This window comes from Bacillus cereus, from assembly GCF_015071065.1.
Classification (GTDB): domain Bacteria; phylum Bacillota; class Bacilli; order Bacillales; family Bacillaceae_G; genus Bacillus_A; species Bacillus_A cereus_BA.
In genome coordinates, this window is sequence record NZ_VOVA01000002.1 from 645836 (window position 1) to 669357 (window position 23522).

Here is a 23522-nt window from a genome sequence, read left to right on the forward strand (position 1 = left end):
ATAAAAGTAGATTAATTAAATGAAATGTACACCAGGTTAAAGAGTGTCTGCATAAATAGTGTACTACACTAATTGAATTACAGACTTGAGAAAATTTTCTTCAAGCTTATATTTATATGAGACAATGGCTAAGGAAAAGTATCCCATTACATACAAAAAATAAAAAAAGATGAGAGAAAAAAATTTCCAAAACGTTATATAGGGTGTAAAAGCTTTTACAAAAAAATAAGGGGAATCGCTACATGAAATCAAATGAGAAAAATTATATAAAAAGATTACAGCGGCAAAAGGAAGATGCGCTAGAATTTGTTGTTGATACATACTTACCACTCATAAAGGGGATAACGCACAAAGTTCTTCTTCCAGTTCAAAATGAAGGACTCATAGAGGAATGTATAAATGATATTTTCCTATCCGTTTGGAATAACGCAAATAAATTTCATGGAGAGCCGAGTGACTTTAAAAAATGGATTGCGGCAATTGCGAAATTTAAGGCAATTGATTATTATCGGAAAGCGACTAAAAAAGTAGAAATTGTTTCAGATGAGTTTCATATAAGTACGGAAAAATCAGCAGAAGACGAATTAATCGTTATGGAAGATAGGGAAGAATTATTGAAACTTATTAATCAATTGGAACCGTTAGATCAAAAAGTGTTCATTATGAAATATCTTCTCGGTATGAAGACAGAGGAAATAGGAGGAAAATTAGGGTTAACTCGAGCAGCGATAGATAATCGTGTGTACCGAGGGAAAAAGAAACTACAACAAAATGCTACGAATATTAGTTTTGGGGGTAGTGCAATATGAAAGACGTTTATGAGCTATTAAATGATATTGAAATAGATGAAAAAGAACTTGAAGAGATTGAGACTTCTGAAATTGAAAAAGAAAAAGTAAAACGTAACTTAAAACAATCTATACGTACGAAGAAAAAGATGAAAACTTGGAAAAAGAGTGTCGCTGCTGCATCTATTTTAGTAGGGTTATCAGTTGCAACGCTTGGTATTGGATTTCCGACGTATGCTGGGGGATTGCCAATAGTAGGGGATATATTTCGATTTTTAGATAATGGTAGAACAGGGTTGTATGAAAATTATAAAGAGTTTTCGACAGAGTTAAATATGACGAAAGAGAGTAATGGAGTTAAGGTTACAATTAATGATGCTGTGTTCGATGGTAGAACAATTACGATCACATATTCTATTGAGAGTGACAAAGATTTAGGAGAGAAACCGTTCCTATTTGGAAGTCCGCAAGTTATGGGCTTTAATGGCGGGGGAGGTAGTTCGAACGTTACAAAAGTTGGAGAGGGAAAATATGTAGGTATGACCACTATGAGTGGTATCGATAATGAAAGGCTAGATGTTGCAAATATTTGGTGGGATATAGAAGCAATTGAGTTGGATTATGAAGGTAATGTAATAAAGGGGAACTGGAATTTCGCACTTAGTTTAAAAGCAATGGATAGTAAGGAAACAAAGGTTAATGGGGTTTCTGAAAATGAATTAATAAAAGTAAATATAGACAAAATGGAAGTAACCCCGATGTCCTTTATCGTTTTTTACAATCAAGAAGAATCTAAGGCATTAAGAAGTATATGGGATAGCGCTGATGTGGAATTAGAAATAAAAGATGATATAGGAAATAAATATGCAGGTAAAGGAAATGGTGGAAGCAGTAAAGTAGCAGAACCGCATAAAAGTAGTTGGAGTGCTACATTCCAAAAATTAAACGAAAATGCTACAAAGCTTATTGTCACACCTCACGTGCACTTGCGAGTTCATACACCTGAAAATCATGGTGGAGTAGAGTATGTGAATGGGAAAGAGAAGAAAATAGAAGTACCGAAAAAAGAAGCGAAGAGTAAAGATATAGTGTTAGATGATATTGTCATTGATTTAAAGAAATAAATAGAGAGACTGCCTTAAATGAAGGCAGTCTCTTTTTGTTAAGAACTAGTAACGAGCAATGCATGCGGATGCTGCGTTTTATACTCATCTTTCCACGGAATGTTTAGTTGTTCCCACGTTTCACCGCTATCATTGGATTGAAATACGCCATTGTTATTTAAAGTGTAAAACGTATGTGGTTCTGCTTGGTTTGTAGCAAACATCGAAATGACTGTACCGATTGCAGATGGTAGACCTTGCTGTACTTGCTGGAACGGAGTCTCTTTCGTTTTACGATAAATATAAGATTCATAAGGAATACGGTGGTGAGCGAGATCAGCACTCGGTGCGGCAGAAACGAGAATTGTATCGCAATCAGCCGGATCGATAGCCATGCTGTATAAATAATGATGCTCAAGTCCGTCACTACATGAAATCCAGCTGTTTCCACTGTTATAACTTTCAAGGTATGCGCGATCAGGTCCGCCCATAAATCCATCACCACATGATGCATAAAGGCGATTTGGAGCTTCAGGGTGCATGAGTAATTGATGCGCATCGATAGGAGCACCGAACTTTTTATCAATCCATGTATGCCCTCTATCATTACTTTGAATAACAGCACCAGCTTCAATTGAAACATGGATTGTATTTGAGTTGTTTGGATCAACTGTAATCCAGCGTGCGTGATGGGTAAAAGGTCTAGGTGGAAAAGCCCACGTATAAGAAGATAATAATGATTTCATATTTTTAAGTTCAGTCCACGTTTCACCACCATTTTCTGAACGGAATAAAGCACTAGGTTCTGTTCCTACATAAACGACGCCATATCCGTTAACTTGTTCATTAGGGCTTATCGTAATGGAAGTGATCGAAGAGTGTAAAATCCCATCTTCTTTCGGGAAATCAAAGTAACGATATGAATCTCCAATTGGTTTCCACGAATCTCCGTCATCGTCACTTAGCCATAAACCTCGTCCAAATGTGCCGCAATATACACGATTCTTTTGGAATGGATCAACTGCGATACAAGTAGGTTGCATATTTTGTAAGTGATATGCGGTTTCATAGTTACCATATCGTTCTTTTACAACAATAAGTTCACGTTCCATACAGAGAAATAGTCGTTTCAATTCAATAACCTCCTTCAAATTTCTTTCATTAGTAAACAATATGAAGCTGAAAAAGAAGTAGTCTTATTTTTTGTTGAGAAAAAGGACTTGTTTGAAAAAAAGCGAAGTGTGTATACAGAGGAAGCGGGATAAAGTGGAACTTTAATCAGTGGGGTATTGTTCATCTTCTACGGATTAGTAGCATTCACTATCGGGCGTTAATGGGGGATAAAGATAGGGAATGTGTTTCATACTAACATACAGATATTGCACTTAAAGGAGTATTTGTATGGGACACTCACATGATCACGGTCATTCAAAAAATAAAAAGGCATTACTAATTGCCTTCCTACTAACGACTAGCTTTATGATTGCTGAAGTTATTGGTGGATTTGTAACAAATAGCTTAGCACTATTATCTGACGCGGGGCATATGTTAAGTGATGCAGTATCCTTAGCTTTAAGTTTACTTGCATTTAAGCTTGGAGAAAAAACAGCAACGGCTGCAAAAACATACGGATATAAGCGTGTCGAAATGTTAGCGGCATTATGTAATGGTGTCGTTCTTATTGTCATTTCAGTATACATTTTTATTGAAGCAATTCGTCGTTTTAAAGAACCGGTGGAGATTTCTAGTAATGGGATGCTCATTATTGCTGTACTTGGTTTGCTTATTAATATTGTATCAGCTTGGATATTAATGAGAGGCGGAGATGTGAAAGATAATTTGAATTTAAGAAGTGCTTTCTTACACGTACTAGGCGATTTATTAGGTTCAGTCGGAGCAATTATTGCTGCGTTACTTATTAAATTTTTTGGTTGGAATGCCGCAGATGCGGTTGCTAGTATTCTTGTGTCTATTTTAGTCATTATAAGTGGATGGCGTGTAACACGTGATACAGTTCATATATTAATGGAAGGCGCACCGCAGCACATAGATGCTGAAGAGGTGAAAAATACATTATTAAATATTACTATTGTAAAAGAAGTTCATGATTTACATATATGGTCTGTAACATCAGATTTTCAAGTACTAACTTGCCATCTTATTATTAAAGGTAATGAGACGCAAAGTGTATTGAAAGAAGCAACGGATGTATTAAAGGGAAAATTTCATGTAGAACATGTCACCATTCAAGTAGAAATTGAGGGTGAATTTAATCATAGTGAGACAACCTGCAAAATATGAAAGAAAAAGGGTATGAAAAAGTGTCATAACATTCTTCGCGTGGCATACATATATATAATGTGGCCACAAATACTTTGCAAGGTAAATATTTCATAAGGTTACTTTACTTATTAAGAATCATCTTTTATAATCAAAAGTGGTAATTGATAAAGATTATCATTTTCAATGATCGTAGAAAGGAGTTTTTTAAAAGATGAGTAGTCAACTCCGTTTTGCTGTTGAAAATCGTAAGAGGCATTTAATCGATGAGTTAATTGGAGCAGGGGTGTTTAAGGTTCGTGATCGACAATTATACGAGCTTTCTGTAGAGGAATTGGAAAAAGAGTACGAGCATATTGAAGAATTTGCAGACATTCAGGCATAGCCATATAGAGTAGTAAAGAAAGAGCATGTTACATAGAAGTGTAACATGCTCTTTTTTGATTTGATTTTTTTCAGCTTCAGGTAATGCCACAATCGATTCACCAGCACCTTGTATTGTAATAAATGATGTGTGTTCTTTTGGATATAGGGAAATATAGTACTGCATATGAGCTGAGAACAGCAGTGAAAATCTCTGTTGTGGCAAATATTAAAAAAGTTATTATTAGATAGTTTTTTCGAAAGAAATAAAAATACAATATTTTTTATATTTTTCATTGCGAAAAGCGCAATCTACTTTTACAATAGAAAGGGTTGTGAATATATTATACTGAAAAAATAAATCGAAATAATATGAAAATTTTGTTTTGTCTTCGCTAATTGTATATTACATACACGTAAGACGACATACATCATGTTATCGACTTGTAAGGAGAGAAAAAAATGAAAAGTGTAAGATTACCCTCGATGCTAGAAATCATCATTCTTTTATCCCTATTTCTTGCTGTCGTCTTTTCCTTCCAAACGATTTTTGATCTCCCAATTCAATTAGCGCTATTTATTTCATGGTTTTTAGTTATTGCGCTTGGATTAAGGTTAGGATTTCGTTATCAAGAATTGCAGGATGCAATTACGAAAGGGATTTCTAATGGATTAGAAGCAATTCTTATTTTAGTTGCAGTTGGAGCTTTAATTGGAACATGGATTGCTGGTGGGGTTGTACCTACATTGATTTATTATGGATTAGAATTCATTCACCCTAGCATATTCTTATTGGCAACTTTAATTATTTGTTCAATAACTTCTATCGCGACAGGAACATCATGGGGAACAGTTGGAACAGCTGGTATTGCTATGATGGCGATTGGTGAAGGGCTTGGATTACCACTACCGCTCGTTGCGGGTGCAGTTCTTTCAGGAGCTTATTTCGGAGACAAATTATCGCCACTTTCTGATAGCACAGTTCTTGCAGCTTCTATGGCGAAAGTAGATGTTATTGCTCACGTTCGAGCTATGCTCGTATTAGACGTTCCAGCTTATATTATTACCGGCATTATGTTTACTGTTGCTGGATGGATGTATGGCGGGGATAATGTAGATTTAAATAGAGTAGAGTTTTTAAAAGAATCCTTATTAAAGCACTTTGATATTAAAATATGGATGCTTGTTCCAGCGGTAATTGTTATTGTGCTATTGGCGATGAAGAAACCATCTATGCCAACAATTGCTATGGGAGCTTTAATTGGTGCAATTTGGGCAACTCTTTTCCAAGGAATGCACTTTGGAGAGGCAATTGGAACAGCATATAACGGATTCTCAATTCAATCTGGTGTCGAGTTTGTCGATAAGTTATTAAACCGTGGTGGAATTAACGGTATGCTTGGTTCAGTAGCCGTTATTATTTTCGGCTTAGGTTTTGGTGGATTACTTGAAAAGCTAGGTGTTCTAAAAGTAATCGTATCGAAATTTGAGAAGAAATTAAATTCTGCAGGTAATGTAACATTGTCTACATTAATCGTTGCATTTTTAGCAAACATATTTGGTTGTGCGATGTACGTATCACTTATTTTAACGCCAAAAATTATGGAAGAAAGCTATGATAAATTAAAAATAGATCGCCGCGTATTAGCACGTAACTCAGAAGTAGGTGGAACTTTGACTTCTGGTATGGTTCCATGGTCTGATAATGGTATTTTTATGGCTGGTATTTTAGGTGTATCAACGTTATCATACGTTCCATTTATGTGGTTAAGCTTCGTATCACTCATTTTAGCAGTTATTTATGGATATACAGGCAAGTTCATCTGGTATGTAGATGATGTGGATAAAGGAAAGCAAGCATCATAAAAAAATTACCTTCTGCGGTGGCGGAAGGTAATTTTTTTTATATGTATCAATGAGAATTCTTATCATTGGATAGAAAATCTGTTAAAATAAAAGATGTAGGTATTTTATTTTCAAGGGGATGAAAAAATGGAGTATAGAATTGAAAGAGATACATTAGGAGAAATGAAAGTTCCAGCTGATAAATTATGGGCAGCACAAACGCAGCGCAGTAAGGAAAACTTTCCAATTGGAACAGAGCATATGCCGCTTGAAATTGTAAAAGCATTTGCGATTTTAAAGAAGAGTGCAGCGCTTAGTAATCAAAAATTAGGGAAGCTATCAGAAGAGAAGACGCAAGCAATTGTGGAAGCTGCTGATGAAGTTATTGCAGGGAAATGGAATGAACATTTTCCACTTGTCGTATGGCAAACAGGTAGTGGTACACAATCGAATATGAATGTAAATGAAGTAATTGCAAACCGTGGTAATCAAATTTTGAAAGAAAAGAGATCTGACGTACATATTCATCCGAATGATGACGTGAATATGTCTCAAAGTTCAAATGATACGTTCCCAACAGCACTTCATGTAGCCTGTGTAATCGCGGTAGAAAATCATGTATTGCCAGCTATTACGAAATTAAAAGAAACATTAGCAGAAAAAGTAACTGCATTTGAACATATTATTAAAATCGGTCGTACGCATTTACAAGATGCAACACCTTTAACGTTAGGACAAGAAATTAGCGGATGGCACCGTATGCTTGAAAAAACAGAGCGTATGATTGCAGATAGCAATACATATATGAAAGAATTAGCAATTGGTGGTACAGCGGTTGGAACTGGAATTAATGCGCACCCTAAATTTGGTGAGATGGTAGCAGAAGAAATTAGTCTGTTTACAGGTAAACAATTTGTTTCCGCACCAAATAAATTCCATGCGTTAACGAGCCATGATGAAGTTGTATTTGCACACGGAGCATTAAAAGCATTAGCTGCTGATTTAATGAAGATAGCTAATGATGTGCGCTGGCTTGCAAGCGGTCCACGAAGTGGTCTTGGGGAAATTATTATTCCTGCAAATGAACCAGGAAGCTCTATTATGCCAGGTAAAGTAAATCCAACGCAAAGTGAAGCATTAACAATGGTTGTAGCACAAGTTATGGGGAATGACACAACAATCGGATTTGCTGCGAGCCAAGGTAATTTTGAGCTAAACGTATTCAAACCAGTTATTGCTTACAATTTCCTGCAATCTGCGCACTTATTAGCTGATGCAACCGTTTCATTTAATGATAAATGTGCAGTTGGTATTGAAGCAGATGAAGAAGTAATTAATGAAAATGTAAATCGCTCATTGATGCTTGTAACAGCGCTAAACCCACATATCGGATATGAAAATGCAGCGAAAATTGCAAAGCATGCTCATAAAGATGGGCTAACTTTAAAAGAAGCAGCACTGCAATCAGGATTACTAACAGAAGAGCAATTTGATGAAATTGTAGACCCGAAAAAAATGATCGCTCCGAAAGAATAATAGAAGAGGCCAAGGTTCTTAGTTTAGAATCTTGGCTTTTTTCTCGCCAAAATAATCGCATTACTAACATCCCATTTTGTAAAACAATAAATGATAGCTAAAGGAAACTTTTGAATAGCTCGATTCCATTCTTGTCTAGATTCTTCATACTCACAATCATATCTTGTAATAATTTCACCTGTTAATCCTTCATAACTTAACTCATACATAATAAGCACCTTTCATTCATTTTGTGTAGAAGGTTACTTTTTTAGAAATAGTGTATGCTCGTATCGTTTGTTTGTGATGGAGGGATAGTATCTTTATGTAATAAAAAATAGACTAACTATTGGGTAGTTAGCCTGAGGGAAGAATAAATATGTAAACGGCGGTTTTGCTTGGGGAGGATATTCAATTCTTATATAGTTATCCTAATAGCACCTCAAACAAAATTATTCATTTGAGGTGCTATTGATTATTTTCACATTTGGCCAGTTTTCTTTTAAGAGTGAAATGAATTTCTCCTCTTCTTGTGGTACGAAAGATGTTACTGAGTCGAATAAATTATAATGAATTTCTATTTGCTGTCTTGTCCAATTTTCTGAACGAAGTTTTTTACCAGAGTATTTAATGTGACGTATATCTTCAAATGGAATTTTAGTACGGAGTATGAAACCATGTTTAACAACAAGGGCAGATTCCGTTATTTTGTAATGAGAAAAATAGAAAGAAGAGAGATTCACGATATTTAAGAGCATCATGAGAGTGAAAAAAATAGAATTCTCATTTTGAAAGAATAGAGAAATGAAAAAAATAACTAAAAACAATGAGATTAAAATGATATGAAATGGATTTTTTTTCGCTTTAAATTTCAATTAAATCACCTCGGTATACCAGTCATTAAAATAATTAAATCACAATATTGTAATGAAACGTAAAAATATGCAACATTACATATTTTTACGTTTCATTATTCGTGTAAACTTTTTTGATGGGGTAAATTTAAATGAAGTTTTTCAAAAGTGGAGTTGCAGAAAATGATTTGCAGAAAAAGTATTAAAGTAATAGTCATAATTAGTTGTATGATGATTAGTGGTTGTTCAAATAGATTTGTTGAGGATGGAAATCGAAAACATGTATTTGTACAAGCAAGTAAAGTTTTAGTAGAGGTTGTTTATAAAATATATAAAAAGTAAAAGGTGTTTCCGTATATGGAAACACCTTTTTTGTAGTTGAAATTGAATGTTGAAGTTTTGGAATGTGTGAATGCCGGCTCCATGTTGAATTAGGTTTTTATCACTTAAATATTGAACAGCATATTTCACTTCTTTCAATATAATAAGTGGTTTATTAAAACACATTCGCTGTTTGTTGTGATAAGTCCTTTTTATAACGTATAAATAGATGTTTTTATAAAAGTTTGTAAAATAGGCAAACGAAACATTGAAATGTTTACTTTTTATATGTTAAGATGATGAAGTGATAATAAACGTTATTGTAATTTGTTTGTTTTTAAATAAACATTTCGAAGGAGTGTTTGGTATGAGTGATATTTCAGAGAAGTTTTGGGATGCATCAGTAGAGGAATTGAAGAAAGGGTATGTGTTCGATGAGGAAGCGGAAGAATTTGTTTGTTTAGCTTGTGGAGAAACGTTTATAAAAGGGGTTATTTATCAAGATAATCAGGTTTTGTATGAAGCAGAGAAGTTTGTACAATTGCATATTCAAAATGAGCATACGTCTATGTTTGAATATTTATTAAATCTTGATAAGAAGTTTACAGGTTTAACTGATTTACAAAAGAGAATGGTTCAGTTTTTCTATATGGGACTTAATGATAAAGAGATTGTAAAAGAGATGGATGGCGGGAGCACATCAACGATTCGTAATCACCGATTTACATTGCGAGAGAAGATGAAGCAAGCGAAAGTATTTTTAGCGTTAATGGAATTATCAGAAGAAAAATCAAAAGTTCAATCGAAATTTGTACCGATTCATAGAACAGCTACGATGGTGGATGATCGATACAATATTACGGAGGAAGAAAATGATGAAGTCTTAAAAATACATTTTACAGAAGGATTGGATGGGCCGCTTTCTAAATTTCCGAAAAAGCAAAAGCGTAAATTAATTATATTACGTCACTTAGTGAAGAAGTTTGATAGTAATGAAAAGTATACTGAAAAAGAAGTAAACGCAGTTTTAGAAAATGTATATCCGGATTTTGTAACTTTAAGAAGATATTTAATTGAGTATGGTTTTTTAGATAGAACAGCCGATGGAAGCCAATATTGGGTGAAGTTATAAGAATGAAGCAAAGAAAACGAATAGAAGCACATCATAAAAACAACTATACAAAGAGATAGGGATTGAAATATGTAGCACATTATAAAGACAAAGAAATGTATGTTGAAAGTATGGTGAGCTTGAAGCATGAGAGGTCTCAAAAAGAAAGGGACTGGGCATTTCAATATCGAAAGTAGAATTGAAAAAATTGCAACAGTACGGAGCACAAAGGTGTAACCGTACAAACTTTTAATAAAAGGAGAAATGAAATTTGAAACCACCTACAGATAACAGTGAAGAAGGTGTAGAGTCACAGAAGTCAGAAAAGGAAAATAAACCGATATGGAAATCGATGTCCATGTTTTTAGTGCCGTTACTTTTAAGTAATGTATTACAATCAGTTGGACAGTTATTTGGAATGGTAGTAGTAGGAAGATGGCTTGGCGTAAATGATCTAGCAGCCATATCGGCATTCTTTCCGTTATTTTTCCTGCTCGTTTCATTTGTAATTGGAATTGGTTCTGGTAGTTCAATTTTAATTGGTCAGGCATTTGGTGCTAAAAATGAAGAGCGCTTAAAAGCTATCGTTGGTACGACGCTTACGTTTACTTTTATTATCGGAGTCGTGTTAGCGATAATAGGTAGTAGTTTTGCGATGGATATTATGCGTCTTATGGGAACGCCAGAAAATATTATTGAAATAAGTGTGCATTACGCAAGAATTTTATTTATATCTATGCCAGTATTATTTTTATATTTTGCATACACAACATTTATGAGAGGTACAGGAGATTCTAAAACGCCATTTTACTTTTTAATCGTAAGTACAGCTTTAAATATGATCTTATTACCGATTCTTATTTTTGGTTGGTTAGGTCTTCCGAAATTAGATGTTTACGGAGCAGCCTATGCTTCTGTTATATCTACAGTTATTACGTTTATTGTCATGCTAGTGTATTTAAAGAAGAAAAATCATCCACTGCAATTAGACGGGACAGTAAGAAAATATCTTCGTATGGACTGGGAGTTATTAAAGTTATTGTTACGACTTGGTATTCCATCGAGTATTAATATGATATTAGTTTCATTATCAGAAATTGCGGTAATCGCATTTGTGAATCGCTATGGATCAGATGCAACAGCGGCGTATGGTGTTGTGAACCAAGTTGCAAGTTATGTACAAATGCCAGCGGTTAGCCTCGGTATTACAGTTTCAATTTTTGCAGCGCAATCAATTGGTGCGAACCAATTTGATCGATTGCAGAAAGTTGTTAAGGCCGGAATTATTATGAATTATATCATTGGTGGTGTATTAATATCTCTTATTTACTTGTTCTCAAGAGATATTTTAGCACTATTTTTAACAAGTCAAAATACAATTGACATTGCTCATAGTCTAATCATGATTACATTATGGAGCTACTTAATTTTCGGTCATGCACAAATTATTAGTGCGACAATGCGAGCAAGTGGTACAGTACTTTGGCCAACTGTGATTAGTGTTGTATCAATCTGGCTTGTTGAAGTACCTGTGGCGTATTATCTTTCTTACCATACGAGCCTTGGAATAGAAGGGATATGGATTGGGTATCCAGCTGCATTCATCGTCAGCTTAATATTACAGTATGCATATTATAAGCTTTCATGGCAGAAGAAACGAATTACACGATTAGTGAGTTGAAAGATAAAAATGTCCCTAAGTCTATATACTTAGGGACATTTTTTTGATGAATGCTTATAAATAACTTTTTAAAGTTATGTCAAAATGTTGTCTAATGAGTTTTCCATTATTCATATAAAACTCCCAAGCTGTATCTGGCTCACCGATAATTTCAAATGAACCTTCTGTAATATATAAAGCGCAATTATCTTCTAATGCAATGCCCTCTATATTACCTTGGTGAGTTTGTAAAAACGTATGGAAGGCATTCATTCTATTTAATTGATTGTAATGGGGGCAAAATCTTTTGTTAACAATACTCCAGCCACTACTTTCTATATAACCAGAACCTTCATAATCTGAACGAATACTAGATGTGAACCAGCACATCGCACCGGCACTATATCCTGCAATAAGTGTTCCGCGTTTTAAAGCACATAGTAACTTTTCATCTAGTTTATGTTCTTTCCATTGTTCAAGCATATGAACGTAATTCCCACCGCCAAGATAAATTAAATCGGCAGAATGAATCATCTCATCTAGTTCATATTTAGTAGGTGTTTCGGTTATAATGCGTAAAATTTGAACCTCACAATGTAATTGCTTTTCAAACGTTTCTAAAAATGACTTTATATATCCTTCATCATCACGACTAGCTGTTGGAATGAATAATACTTTTGGGTATTGTTTATTTGTTAATTCTATAAGTCGTTCATTAATATGCAAGTGATTTGCATCTTGTAAATCACCGCCACCAATGACAGCTAATTTCATAGTAAAGCACCACCTAATAATATTTGTTATGTAAAAATTCGATAGTGGGGAGTTACATTCCTTCTGTGATTTAATGAATAAGGGGAAATAAAGTAAACAATATATTGAAATAGCATGAGGTATCGATATCTGTAGATAGAAAGGAATTAGAAGCAGTTTATCCCGCTATTTGCGGGCAGTAAGACTCCCACCTCAAAATTCGGCTGGAGGGGAGTCGGGCTGCCCGTAAACGCCCGATTGGTGTGGGCTAATAATCAGTAGGGGATGAACAAAACCTCACTGATTAAAGTTTCACTTTATTGATATATAATACTGGATAATATTGTTTTAAAGTATGGAAACAATATGTTTAAATGAATATAACGACGTACTAATTAATATTGAAAGAGTGTTTATATTTAAAAAGTGCGGGGAATACCAGAGGTTTTACAAAAGTGGTTTTTACTTTTTATAGGAAGTTATTTTATAATATGGTAAAATTATATCAATATATGTATTAGCGTAGAATGAAAAGAGGGAGCGTGAAAGAGTGGATTTTCGATTTGAGTTTGCAGCGAAGGTGAAAGAATATTTAGATGATGAAAAAGATGAAAAAATAATAAAAGATGGACACAGAAATATAATTTTTAAATATTTATATCCGTTAGAGAGTGAAATTGGCATTTTTAAAAATCCTAACTTTACTTTTTTTGCATCAGGAAGACGTTCACATATAGTATTAGAAAATATTGAATTTAAAACAGAAGTAAACGTAGAAAGTAATATAATTGAAATTACAAAAATAGTGGATAATGTGGTTATTCCATTAGATACTATCGTAGCAAAAAATCGGGAATTATTTGCACTCGGGCGTAATGAGAAATTTAGTGTGCAAATATTAGAATATTATCTCTATGATACATTTGGAGAAAAGTTAGGTTTACAATGAATGGGATACAGATTCATAATTAGTAGCTATTCGTTTATATCATTCACGTTTGACCTTTCATTTAATTTATACTACAATTTGTAGTGTGAAAGGAGCCGTACTATGTTTACTCAAAATTATAAGTTAAATGAGCAAGGGTTAAATCACTTCTTTGGACCGCTTGAAGCGAAAATTATGGAGATCGTTTGGTCCACTGAGGGGATTACTATTAAAGAAGTACAGCAGAAATTAAGTGAAGAATCCCCTGTGAATTTTAACACTGTTATGACAGTTATGAACAGGTTAGTAGAGAAATTACACTTAGAAAAACAGACTGTGAAAAGAAGTGGCATATATCGTGCTGTACAAACAAAAGAAGAATTCTTATCCAATCAAACGAAGAAAATGACGCAGGAATTAATGGGGGAATTTGGAGATTTAGTTGTAAATCATATGCTAGATGAGTTAGAGCAGGCTGATCCGACTCTAATAAAAAAATTAGAAGATAAATTGAGTCAGTTAAAAAAAGAGGATCGATAAAATGAAATGGCAAATGCGTAAAATCGTATTGTTAGCAGTAATTGTTAGCACTCTCTTTTTCGGCATGTTAGTGTATTACGTTACATATCCATTTCTTTTTCAAAATAAGGCGTTCTTTCTTTCAAAGTTTTGCTTGTTCCAGTTAGAAAAACATATGAAAGAACTATCGCTGATTCGAATTGTAATAGCTGGATTATTATTACTTACTGTACTGATAGTGTGCAAAAGAATTTGGCGGCAATTTTCCCATGGTAAAAAGTTACAAAAGGTACTTGTCCCTTTCATTAGAAAAGGAAAACAAATATATATACTGCCGAACACGGAAGTAGCAGCATTTACAATTGGGTTATTTCGTCCGAAAGTTGTCATGTCAGAAGGGATGCTACAGACGTTTTCAGATGAAGAAATTGATGCGATTATTTTCCATGAAGAATATCATCAAAACAATCGGGATCCGCTAAAATTATTTTGTTTTACGTTATTAGCAGAAGGAATGATGTACATCCCGATACTAAAAGGGTTGCTACAGCGATATCATACGTATCAGGAGCTAGCAGCAGATAAATATGCGATGCAAAAAATGAAATCTTCATTCGAGTTAGGTAGTGCGTTATTAAAATTAATTAAAATAAAGACAATAGAAAATCGATGTGTTACAGCTTCGTTTGCGAAAACTGCAATTAATTTACGGATTGAGCAAGTGTTAAATGAAAAAGTTGTTAAGCTTAATATACCGTTACACACGAATTCAGTATATGTAACGTTAGGGTTATTTTGTATGTCGATTGTACTTATTGTTGGAGAGTGCATATAGCCTCTTTTTTTTAATAGTTAACACTACTATTTGTAGTGTATTCAGGGGGAATAAAATGAATGCGGCGGATTTAACCATTTGGCTTGTAGCTGGGGCAGGGGTATTGTCATTTATATCACCATGCTCTTTACCACTATATCCATCTTATTTATCATATATTACAGGTGTTTCTATTCAAGATTTAAAAGAGAATCGTGGGATTATGCAAAAATCAGCGATTATACATACAGTATTTTTTATGATTGGATTTTCGGTTATATTTTATGCGTTAGGTTTGTCAGTAAGCTGGATTGGAATAACATTTTCATCTAACCAAAAATTGATTCAACAAATTGGTGGGATTTTTATTGTTTTGATGGGGCTGTTTATGACGGGCTTGTTTCAGCCTAAGTGGCTTATGGCAGAGAAAAAGGTGCAGTATAGAAGTAAATCGACTGGATATATTCGCTCGATTTTAGTCGGTATGACATATGCGGCAGGATGGACACCATGTGTTGGGCCGATATTTTCAGCTGTGCTCATGCTTGGTGCGACGAATCCTGAAGGGGCACTTCTTTATATTACAGCGTATACTCTTGGATTTGCAGTTCCATTTTTCGTGATGGCATTCTTTATTGGAAAGGTAAAATGGATTGTTACATATGCCAATGTCATGATGAAAATTGGCGGTGGAATGATGATTGTAACAGGTGTTTTATTGTATACAAATCAAATGACGAAAATTACAGCGTTTTTTATTCGTCTATTTGGTGGATTTACAGGTTTTTAAAAATAAGGAGGAAGAAAAGTGAAGAAACTAATTGCTATTATACTAGTAGGAGCACTCGTTTGGGCGGGTGTTAACTTTTATAATTCAAAGAAAGAAGAAAAAGAAAGAAAAGCGAAACAAGCGGAGTTACAAGAGAAAGAAGTATTACCACAAGTAGGATTTAAAGCGCCAGACATAACATTAAAAGGATTAGATGGGAAGTTGTATTCGCTAAATGATGCAAAAGGAAAACCATATATTATTAATTTTTGGGCATCGTGGTGTGGACCATGTGAAATGGAGGCGCCTGACTTAGTTCGTTTTTATGACAAATATAAAGAGGATATTGAAATCTTTGCGGTAAATGCAACTGTAAGTGACCCGGTACAAGAAGCAAGCGCATTTGCGGATCATTATGGATTTGAGTTTCCTGTTCTTTTAGATATGGATGGAGTAGCTGGATTAGATTATAAAGTATTTTCTTTACCAACGACATTTTTTGTTAATAAAGATGGAATTATAGTAGATCATGTACGAGGGGTATTACCTCCAGATCAATTAGAAGAGAAGTTTAAGAAATTAATTGAGAGTTAAGAGGAGATCGTAATGATGGAGTGGATTGTGAGGTTACAACCCGTATCTCTTATAATTGGAAGTCTATTTGGATTTATGCTGATGAAACGAAAGATGAGGCACCAAAATATATCATATGAAAAAATGATGGATGCTGTAACAAATGCTTTTCTTATCATCGTATTTGTATGGAAATTTACACCGGCAATTTTAAATCCAGTATGGGCTTTTAGGTCGCCATTGCAAGCATTACTAGCTGTAGGAAGTATGCAGCATATTATAGCAGGGTGCGTAATTGCGAGTGTATACATTGTTTGGAAAAGTAAAAAGGAGCAATTTTCGCTTCGTATTTTACTTGATGCATTGCCATATGGACTATGCATGAGTATTATTTTTTATTTTCTATTTCATCAAAAATTAGGTGTACAAACGACATTGCCTTGGGGTATGAAAATATATGAATCTAAATTTTTATATCATCCTATTTTCTTATACGAGATCATACTCGCCCTTTGTGTAATTGGTTTGTTATGGATGAAAAATGAAAGATTAGGAAATGGCAAGAATATAAGTGGTTTTCTAATTATTGAGGGGATTGCTTATATCATTATTTCGCTTATTAGTGAACAAAATTCGGTTCTATTTGGTCTATCAATACAGCAAATAATGAGTTTCTCTATTATTAGTTTAGGGATTTTGTTGGTGCCAAAAAAATGAAAAATAGCCATGTACGGAGAGCATCCGTGCGTGGCTATTTTTTATTATATATATTAAAAAATTGGAGGAGTAACAGAAAACAAGACAATTGCATTTTTCTCAAAATGATTCACCCATTTATGTTTTAAATAAGCGGGTATTTTTACACTATCACCAGTTTCTAATATGTACTTTTCCTCATTCAAATGCAATGTAATTGTTCCGTCTAATACGAAGGCTAATTCTTCTCCTTTATGTTCTAGAACATTTTCTGATGAAGAAGTATTTGGAGGAACAGTCATAATTGCAGTTGCTAAATTTCCTGTGAAATTAGGTGATAGCATTTCATATGATAAATTATCGATAATCATTTTTTTTCGTTTATGAGAGCGTACGATTAAATCATCTGTATTTGTTTCTTCAAGTAAAAAGCTAAACGTTGGAACATCAAGAGCTTTAGCGAGCACTTTTAATGTTTGAATAGAAGGATTAGCAGAACCACGTTCAATTTGACTAAGCATTGATGGTGTGATTTCGGCCATCTTTGCTAGTTCTTTACTAGTTAATCCTTTTTCTTTTCTTTGTTTTTCAATCTTTTTACCAATATCTATATTTTCCATAATACATTCTCCTTAATGATTATTAAATTATATTTAAATAAATTAAATTAAAATTAACTAAAGTTAAATTTTATGTTAAACTGTATTAAAATTAATTCAATTATAATTTATTATATGGCTAGCTACAAGGATATGAGGAGGAAGAGGAATGAAGGAGATAGAGGCATTAAAAGAGCGATACCCACTAGTAAACAACCTTATTGCAACGGAAGAAGTATTTTGGATGAATCCGAATACAGAAAAGTATGAAACGGCAATAAAAGGTTCGCCGCTTAATGAAGAAAATGTAAAAGATGCGGAAGAGAGATTAAAGCGCTTCGCACCATATATTGCGAAAGTTTTTCCGGAAACGAAAAAAACGAGTGGCATTATAGAATCACCTTTAGTGAAGATATCTGCTATGAAAAAATCTTTAGAGAAAAATTACGGGCAACCTATATGGGGAGAATTACTATTAAAATGTGATAGTCACCTTCCTATATCAGGTTCAATAAAAGCTAGAGGCGGAATATATGAAGTGTTGAAACATGCTGAGCAATTAGCATTGCAGCATGGAATGTTAACAGAGAAAGATGATTATTCAATTTTAGATAGTGATAGATTTAGAGGGTTTTTTGCGAAGTATTCAATTGCAGTAGGTTCTACTGGAAATTTAGGGCTTAGCATCGGTATTATGAGTGCGAAATTAGGTTTCAATGTGACGGTTCATATGTCAGCAGACGCGAAACAATGGAAAAAAGATTTATTAAGAAGTAAAGGTGTAAATGTTATTGAATATGAAGCTGATTATAGTAAAGCAGTAGAGGAAGGAAGGCTGCAAGCAGATGCAGATCCTAGCTGTTATTTTGTTGATGATGAAAACTCACATGATTTATTTTTAGGATATGGAGTCGCAGCATCACGTTTACAAAAGCAATTAGAAGAGTTAGAGATTGTAGTAGATGAAGAACACCCTTTATTCGTTTATCTTCCGTGTGGAGTAGGGGGCGGACCTGGCGGAGTAGCATTTGGCTTAAAGTTATTGTATAAAGACAATGTTCATTGTTTCTTTGCTGAACCGACACATTCTCCGTGTATGTTACTCGGTTTAATGACGGGGCTTCACGATAAAATTGCCGTTCAAGATATCGGGATTGATAATATAACCGATGCGGATGGACTTGCGGTAGGAAGACCATCTGGATTTGTCGGTAAAACGATGGAACCATTTTTGAGCGGGAATTATACAGTAAGCGATGAAGAGTTGTATAGGTTGTTAAAAGAACTGGTTGATACTGAAAATATTTATTTAGAGCCTTCGGCGTTAGCGGGTATGATAGGGCCGTTGAATGTATGTAAAGCTGAAAATGAGTATTTACAAAAATATAGGTTAACAGAAAAGGTGAAGAAGGGTACTCATATTGTGTGGGGAACTGGTGGTAGTATGGTTCCGGAAGACGTGATGAATGGGTATTATAAAACAGGTGTGGAATTAACGTTAAAATAAAAATGAGGCTATTTACAGCCTCATTTTTTTCATGTACATAAAATTCTTTGTTATTTTCACAATAGTTCTTTATAGTATATATAGAGGATAACTAATATTGAATAAATATAACAAAACAGCGTTATTTTACATAATAAGAGGATGTGTGTATACGATGTCATTACAGACAAAATATATAGCGGGTATTTCGCTTGGGGTTATGGGCATAGGTTTTGCGGCTTCAATCCCTTTTCAAGGAACGGTAGCTGGGGAGATTATTCAAGGGGGATTTGAAGCTGGGTTAGTTGGTGGACTTGCGGATTGGTTTGCGGTTACAGCTTTATTCCGTCATCCGCTGGGAATTCCAATTCCACATACAGCATTATTACCAAAAAATCGTAAGCGGGTAACAAAGGGGCTCGTTTCTACGTTAGAAAATGAATGGCTGACGAAAGAAAGTATTACAAGTAAAGTAAAAGAAATGCAGCTAGCACAAATGGTACTGCAAATTGCTGAGAAAGAGTTACAGTCTGACGCTGTGAAAAAAGGAATTGTAACACTTGCCGAGAAAGCGATTATTACAATAGATACGGAAAAGTTAGCTGTTATTATTGAAAAAGAATTAAAAACGTATTTGCATACAATTAATACAAGTAACATATTACAAGTGCTTGTTGATCAATTAGTTGTGCAAGAATATGATGAAAAAACACTTGATTACATATTAGTAAAGGTGAAAGATTGGACAGCGCAAGATGAAGCTCGTTATCAGCTCGGAAGCTTAGGAATGAAGGCGATGGAAAACATAAAAGTAGATGGATTCTTGCAGTTTACTTTGAAATCGTTTATGAATATTGTTGATGAAGATAAAATTGGAGGCATTTTGCAGAAGTTTATTATTAGCAATATTAACAGCTTGCAAGATGCTGATAATAGTACGAGGCAACTTATATTAGCGAAGATTCGTCAAGAAATTATAAATGTAAAAGAAAATGAATCTTTATTACAGGAATTAGAGAATTGGAAAGAAAAATGGATTGCAAATTGGGATGCTACTGACAAAATAAAAGAAATGCTAGAGCAAGTACAGAGTAGGGCAGTTGCCTTTGTGAAAAATGAAGAATTTGCCGATAAATATGTTGTTCCATTTTTAAAAACACAAATGAATAAAGTAAAAGAGGATGAACGAACAGTTCAAAAAATAGAAGATTGGCTACAAAAACAAGTTGTCAATGTTGTTGAAAAAAATCATTCGAAAATTGGAAAGCTTGTGCAAGAAAATCTTGATAAGTTAGATGATAAAACATTAATCGAAATGATTGAAAATAATGTCGGTAAAGATTTGCAGTGGATCCGAGTAAACGGGGCTGTTTGCGGATTTATGATTGGATTAGTTTTAGAAGGAATAAAAGCGATTATATGAGAAAAACCTTCCACAATTGTGGAAGGTTTCTTATTTTTCGATAACACTCATATTTATATTATAAGCTTTCTCGATATTTAACTTGTACGTCCCATTTCCTGTTTTAATCGAATTTTTATACCAATGTTCTTGCTTGTTTAATTCTGGATTTTCTTCTGAAGAATTATTTTCTTTTTTCGTTAAATCTTCTACTTGTTCCCAAGCAGTATTACCGTGAGCTTCTTTTTGATTCGTTACTGCTGTTAAAGATACATCACTTTCTTTTGCAAGATGGACAGACACGTTTGAACTTTCTTGTACAAACCAATTATTTTGTAATTGACCTGGATAAAGAGAAAGTTCGTTATTAGAAGCGCGAATTTCCACGTTTATATTTTGCGGGAGAACAAGTGTCGGTGTCACCTGTGGCGCCGAGTTAAATAACGTATGTTGAACCGGTAATGATTTTAATGTTACATACATCGTTTCTCCAGCTGTTTGAACTGAAAGGAAATCTTCTTGTTTTAAATTGAGTTTTTCATTTGCTTTCGTCGTCATTTCATATGTTCCAAGAAGATGAATTTGATTTGTATTATTTCCCTCTATCGTTAGAGGGTGATGTCCCGCATCCACTACGATTTTTTTAATAGATTCAGGTATATCAAGTTGTCCGTCTGGAATATTACTCGTTTGTTTAGTTGTGTTAATAGAATGACGAACTTCTTCTAGTAATCCAGTTGATAATAAACAGTAAAAAGCAATTCCAACGCTTCCTAAAACTCCGATAAAGAAAATACTAAAAATATCATATTTAATAAAAGATTGTTCTTTTTTAGAGAATAAAAGGTATAGTAAAATTTCAGCACCAAGTATGATAAGTAAAACAGGCCACCATGCTGTTAATGTATCTAATGCTTGAACTCCTTTTACGACTGAAAATAGTAAAAAGCAACCTAACAATATAATGGAAATGCCCATTGAGAATGTTCCAACACGCCAAGTCCTCATTCGTTTGTCCCACCTTTGTTTTCTTTATTTCCAAGTAACAATTTAAAGCCGCCACCAATTAAGAGGAGAGCAACGATAGATGTTTGGAAATAGCGATAATACAGTTCGCTAAGATGAATATTAAATATAGTTGCAAAATAATCGTCCAAAATAGGAAGGAGTGTTTGATCTAATAATTGATAACCACCTAATGCAATTAATCCGATACCAATCCATCTTTGATGATTTATGAAATAATCGATGATAGGTTCGTCATGTATGCGTTCTTTTCCATATTTTGCAGTTTGTTGTAACGCATCAAAAAAGCTATAAAACCAAATGATTGGCACTAAAAATAAAAAGGCAGATAACCTTAATAGATCAAGTAAATAGATAGATAGTAAAAAGGCTGCCATAAGCTGAAGACCACGGCGCTGTAAGCCTAAATACATATGTCCTGCTCCAGGGAACATTGCTAAAATAGAAGCAAATGTTTTACTTTTCTTTCCTTGTTCACGGTGCTCTTCAAATTCTTCAAAAATAGTACGATCAACTAATTGCTCGCCACGTTCTTTTTTCTGTAGTTGCTGAACAACATCGAAGAAATTATAAATCCATAAAACAGGTAACGTAATAAGAAAGATAAGGAAACTTCCTTGAGATGTTAATAGAGCAACGAATATAATCATACTTCCAATACCTGTACAAGCTACTAAAAATGTAAGACCACGCTGCATTAGTCCTAATTGGAAATGTCCAAGTCCAGGAATGATCGATAAGAGAATGATATAAAATCGTTCGCTTTCTTTAGAGGATTCTGTAAATTCTCCGGCAGCTTGTTTTTTCGATTGGTTAATAATAGTGATAACTAAATCTAATAAATTGATCGCCCATAACACGACTAGTAAAAATAGAGAAAGAAAAGCAATATCACGCGCTCCTAATGCTATTGTACAAAATGCTGCAAAGATAAATAGAAATAAAGCCCCTCCGCTATATAAAATAAATCGTCCAAATTTCTTTAAATATAAATGTCCAAGCCCAGGAATTAGCCCTAATACAAGTGCTAAAAAGGGATTTTTATTCATGCTTTGAACCTCCGTCCTTTTTTGATGTGTCTACCGATTTGTTTACAATTTGTTGTGAGATAGAAGACTCGTTATGTTTTGAAGATTTCTCGAAATTTGATGTCGCTGTGAAAATATACTGGAATAAACCACTTACCATAAAAATAATTGTAGCCGCAGTCGCAATGATGTAGTGAATGATCGTGCGCTTTAGTTGGTTTGATTTCATATTTTCATTAGATTGTAGCGTTTTAAAATTAATTTGCGTCATAACTTCGTTCGTAAATGAATTATCATTTATCATTGGAAGGTTTTCATTTTGTTCATCAATACTTTCCATATAAAGTGCTAAACAATGATCACATTCATAAAGGTGCTCTTCCATAGATTCACGTTCATTGCTTTCTAAAAAATCTAATGTATAATTGCGCCAATCATCTTTTGAATAATGCATCATAGAAACTCTTCCTCCTTCCAATGTTTTTTAATCCATTTTCTTGCCCGGTACAGTTTCATTTCGACTGTTTTCACTTCGATGTTTTCCTGTAAAGCAATTTCTTGATAGCTTTTTTCTTCTAAGTAATGTGCAAGAACGACGTCACGGTAATTCTTGGGAAGTTCTCTCAGTTTTTGAGCAATGAGTAATTTTTGCTCTTTCGTCAATAATAAAGCCTCAACATTATGAGAGGATTTTATATTTTCCGCAGTTTCTTTACATAAGGAGAGTTCTTCGTTTTCTCTAGCTTTTTTTCTCTTATAATCAATAGCGTGATTGGTGGCAATACGTGCCATCCACGTTTTTAATCCGCGAAATTGATAATTTGGGAGAGAGGCGTGAATTTTTACGAATACTTCTTGTGTAACATCTTTAGCATCTTCTTCATGTCTTAAAATAGAAAAGATAACTTGAAAAATATAATGACGATATGTTTGTACAAGGATACGAAAAGCATGTTCGCTTCCTTGCTGTGCTTTTTCAATTAATTGTTTTTCCTCAATCGGTCTCTCCCTCCTTTTTGACGCATTCTATTATATAGACGTAAGAAATGATAAGTCACCCTACACATGTTGTAAAAAAAGAATAATATA

At 34.1% G+C, this 23522-nt stretch carries 25 protein-coding genes and 2 pseudogenes; 17 read left to right on the forward strand and 10 right to left on the reverse strand.

Going from position 1 to position 23522, the window contains the following annotated elements; genetic code table 11:
* Positions 1 to 242 precede the first annotated feature (242 nt).
* Entirely contained in the window at positions 243 to 809 is a 567-nt protein-coding gene (locus tag FT637_RS09435; RefSeq protein WP_193646020.1) for a sigma-70 family RNA polymerase sigma factor, read from the forward strand.
* Complete coding sequence (locus FT637_RS09440) at positions 806 to 1912, forward strand: DUF4179 domain-containing protein (RefSeq protein ID WP_193646021.1); 1107 nt, start codon at positions 806 to 808, stop codon at positions 1910 to 1912. Before FT637_RS09435 ends, FT637_RS09440 begins: the two co-directional genes overlap by 4 nt.
* Positions 1913 to 1950: 38 nt before the next feature.
* Here the strand turns inward: FT637_RS09440 and FT637_RS09445 are convergent, their stop codons facing one another.
* Positions 1951 to 3024 (reverse strand): WD40/YVTN/BNR-like repeat-containing protein, encoded by a 1074-nt coding sequence (locus FT637_RS09445; protein ID WP_193646022.1) that lies wholly within the window; start codon positions 3022 to 3024, stop codon positions 1951 to 1953.
* Between the two features lie 268 nt (positions 3025 to 3292).
* On the opposite strand from FT637_RS09445, the gene FT637_RS09450 reads away from it, so the two are divergent.
* From FT637_RS09450 to fumC, 4 genes are all read left to right on the forward strand, one after another.
* Positions 3293 to 4192: a cation diffusion facilitator family transporter gene (locus FT637_RS09450; RefSeq protein ID WP_193646023.1), complete on the forward strand. Its 900-nt coding sequence runs from the start codon at positions 3293 to 3295 to the stop codon at positions 4190 to 4192.
* Between the two features lie 193 nt (positions 4193 to 4385).
* Entirely contained in the window at positions 4386 to 4556 is a 171-nt protein-coding gene (locus FT637_RS09455; protein WP_193646024.1) for a Fur-regulated basic protein FbpA, read from the forward strand.
* A gap of 440 nt (positions 4557 to 4996) precedes the next feature.
* Positions 4997 to 6400 (forward strand): Na+/H+ antiporter NhaC, encoded by a 1404-nt coding sequence (nhaC, locus tag FT637_RS09460; protein ID WP_193646025.1) that lies wholly within the window; start codon positions 4997 to 4999, stop codon positions 6398 to 6400.
* Between the two features lie 126 nt (positions 6401 to 6526).
* On the forward strand, positions 6527 to 7915 hold the full coding sequence (gene fumC / locus FT637_RS09465; protein ID WP_193646026.1) for a class II fumarate hydratase: 1389 nt from the start codon (positions 6527 to 6529) through the stop codon (positions 7913 to 7915).
* A gap of 38 nt (positions 7916 to 7953) precedes the next feature.
* Here the strand turns inward: fumC and FT637_RS09470 are convergent.
* Together FT637_RS09470 and FT637_RS09475 are read right to left on the reverse strand one after the other, a co-directional pair.
* Positions 7954 to 8124, reverse strand: a pseudogene (locus FT637_RS09470) (FAD-linked oxidase); the annotation flags it as partial.
* A gap of 222 nt (positions 8125 to 8346) precedes the next feature.
* On the reverse strand, positions 8347 to 8769 hold the full coding sequence (locus FT637_RS09475) for a PH domain-containing protein (protein WP_193646027.1): 423 nt from the start codon (positions 8767 to 8769) through the stop codon (positions 8347 to 8349).
* Between the two features lie 162 nt (positions 8770 to 8931).
* On the opposite strand from FT637_RS09475, the gene FT637_RS09480 reads away from it, so the two are divergent.
* Positions 8932 to 9090 carry a hypothetical protein gene (locus FT637_RS09480; protein WP_193646028.1) on the forward strand — a complete coding sequence of 53 codons (159 nt, stop codon included), beginning with the start codon at positions 8932 to 8934 and terminating at the stop codon, positions 9088 to 9090.
* Positions 9091 to 9129: 39 nt separating this feature from the next.
* Here the strand turns inward: FT637_RS09480 and FT637_RS29840 are convergent.
* Positions 9130 to 9231, reverse strand: a pseudogene (locus tag FT637_RS29840) (MBL fold metallo-hydrolase); the annotation flags it as partial.
* A 205-nt stretch (positions 9232 to 9436) separates the two neighbouring features.
* Here FT637_RS29840 and FT637_RS09485 point away from each other — a divergent pair.
* Both FT637_RS09485 and FT637_RS09490 read left to right on the forward strand, forming a co-directional pair.
* Complete coding sequence (locus FT637_RS09485; RefSeq protein WP_193646029.1) at positions 9437 to 10201, forward strand: DUF2087 domain-containing protein; 765 nt, start codon at positions 9437 to 9439, stop codon at positions 10199 to 10201.
* A 250-nt stretch (positions 10202 to 10451) separates the two neighbouring features.
* Positions 10452 to 11861 carry an MATE family efflux transporter gene (locus FT637_RS09490; RefSeq protein WP_193646030.1) on the forward strand — a complete coding sequence of 470 codons (1410 nt, stop codon included), beginning with the start codon at positions 10452 to 10454 and terminating at the stop codon, positions 11859 to 11861.
* A gap of 54 nt (positions 11862 to 11915) precedes the next feature.
* Here the strand turns inward: FT637_RS09490 and FT637_RS09495 are convergent, their stop codons facing one another.
* Positions 11916 to 12614, reverse strand: coding sequence for a peptidase E (locus tag FT637_RS09495; protein WP_193646031.1), 699 nt, complete (start codon positions 12612 to 12614; stop codon positions 11916 to 11918).
* Between the two features lie 529 nt (positions 12615 to 13143).
* Here FT637_RS09495 and FT637_RS09500 point away from each other — a divergent pair.
* From FT637_RS09500 to FT637_RS09525, 6 genes are all read left to right on the forward strand, one after another.
* Positions 13144 to 13542, forward strand: coding sequence for a DUF3942 family protein (locus FT637_RS09500; protein WP_193646032.1), 399 nt, complete (start codon positions 13144 to 13146; stop codon positions 13540 to 13542).
* Positions 13543 to 13644: 102 nt separating this feature from the next.
* Complete coding sequence (locus FT637_RS09505) at positions 13645 to 14061, forward strand: BlaI/MecI/CopY family transcriptional regulator (RefSeq protein WP_193646033.1); 417 nt, start codon at positions 13645 to 13647, stop codon at positions 14059 to 14061.
* A gap of 1 nt (position 14062) precedes the next feature.
* Positions 14063 to 14875: a M56 family metallopeptidase gene (locus FT637_RS09510; RefSeq protein WP_193646034.1), complete on the forward strand. Its 813-nt coding sequence runs from the start codon at positions 14063 to 14065 to the stop codon at positions 14873 to 14875.
* 55 nt (positions 14876 to 14930) lie between these two features.
* Positions 14931 to 15644, forward strand: coding sequence for a cytochrome c-type biogenesis protein CcdA (gene ccdA, locus FT637_RS09515; protein ID WP_087950260.1), 714 nt, complete (start codon positions 14931 to 14933; stop codon positions 15642 to 15644).
* An 18-nt stretch (positions 15645 to 15662) separates the two neighbouring features.
* A complete protein-coding gene (locus FT637_RS09520) occupies positions 15663 to 16217 on the forward strand; it encodes a TlpA family protein disulfide reductase (RefSeq protein WP_193646035.1) in 555 nt (184 codons plus the stop codon).
* A gap of 15 nt (positions 16218 to 16232) precedes the next feature.
* The gene (locus FT637_RS09525; RefSeq protein ID WP_193646036.1) at positions 16233 to 16913 is read left to right on the forward strand and encodes a prolipoprotein diacylglyceryl transferase family protein; all 681 of its coding nucleotides are present in this window, start codon (positions 16233 to 16235) and stop codon (positions 16911 to 16913) included.
* A 53-nt stretch (positions 16914 to 16966) separates the two neighbouring features.
* Here FT637_RS09525 and FT637_RS09530 read toward each other — a convergent pair whose 3' ends face one another.
* Entirely contained in the window at positions 16967 to 17512 is a 546-nt protein-coding gene (locus tag FT637_RS09530) for a helix-turn-helix domain-containing protein (RefSeq protein WP_193646037.1), read from the reverse strand.
* Positions 17513 to 17660: 148 nt separating this feature from the next.
* Between FT637_RS09530 and FT637_RS09535 the strand changes: the two genes are divergently transcribed.
* On the forward strand, positions 17661 to 18998 hold the full coding sequence (locus tag FT637_RS09535; protein ID WP_193646038.1) for a D-serine ammonia-lyase: 1338 nt from the start codon (positions 17661 to 17663) through the stop codon (positions 18996 to 18998).
* A gap of 154 nt (positions 18999 to 19152) precedes the next feature.
* Positions 19153 to 20400 carry a DUF445 domain-containing protein gene (locus FT637_RS09540; RefSeq protein ID WP_193646039.1) on the forward strand — a complete coding sequence of 416 codons (1248 nt, stop codon included), beginning with the start codon at positions 19153 to 19155 and terminating at the stop codon, positions 20398 to 20400.
* A gap of 30 nt (positions 20401 to 20430) precedes the next feature.
* On the opposite strand, the gene exsE is transcribed toward FT637_RS09540, so the two are convergent.
* Genes exsE through FT637_RS09560 form a run of 4 tightly spaced genes read right to left on the reverse strand, consistent with a single transcriptional unit; the run spans position 20431 to position 23432 of the window.
* A complete protein-coding gene (exsE, locus tag FT637_RS09545; protein WP_193646040.1) occupies positions 20431 to 21387 on the reverse strand; it encodes an exosporium protein ExsE in 957 nt (318 codons plus the stop codon).
* Positions 21384 to 22454 carry a hypothetical protein gene (locus FT637_RS09550; RefSeq protein WP_193646041.1) on the reverse strand — a complete coding sequence of 357 codons (1071 nt, stop codon included), beginning with the start codon at positions 22452 to 22454 and terminating at the stop codon, positions 21384 to 21386. The genes exsE and FT637_RS09550 overlap by 4 nt, the downstream gene beginning before the upstream one ends.
* The gene (locus tag FT637_RS09555) at positions 22447 to 22890 is read right to left on the reverse strand and encodes a hypothetical protein (RefSeq protein ID WP_193646042.1); all 444 of its coding nucleotides are present in this window, start codon (positions 22888 to 22890) and stop codon (positions 22447 to 22449) included. The genes FT637_RS09550 and FT637_RS09555 overlap by 8 nt, the downstream gene beginning before the upstream one ends.
* Complete coding sequence (locus FT637_RS09560) at positions 22887 to 23432, reverse strand: RNA polymerase sigma factor (RefSeq protein WP_319805946.1); 546 nt, start codon at positions 23430 to 23432, stop codon at positions 22887 to 22889. Before FT637_RS09560 ends, FT637_RS09555 begins: the two co-directional genes overlap by 4 nt.
* Between the last annotated feature and the right edge of the window lie 90 nt (positions 23433 to 23522).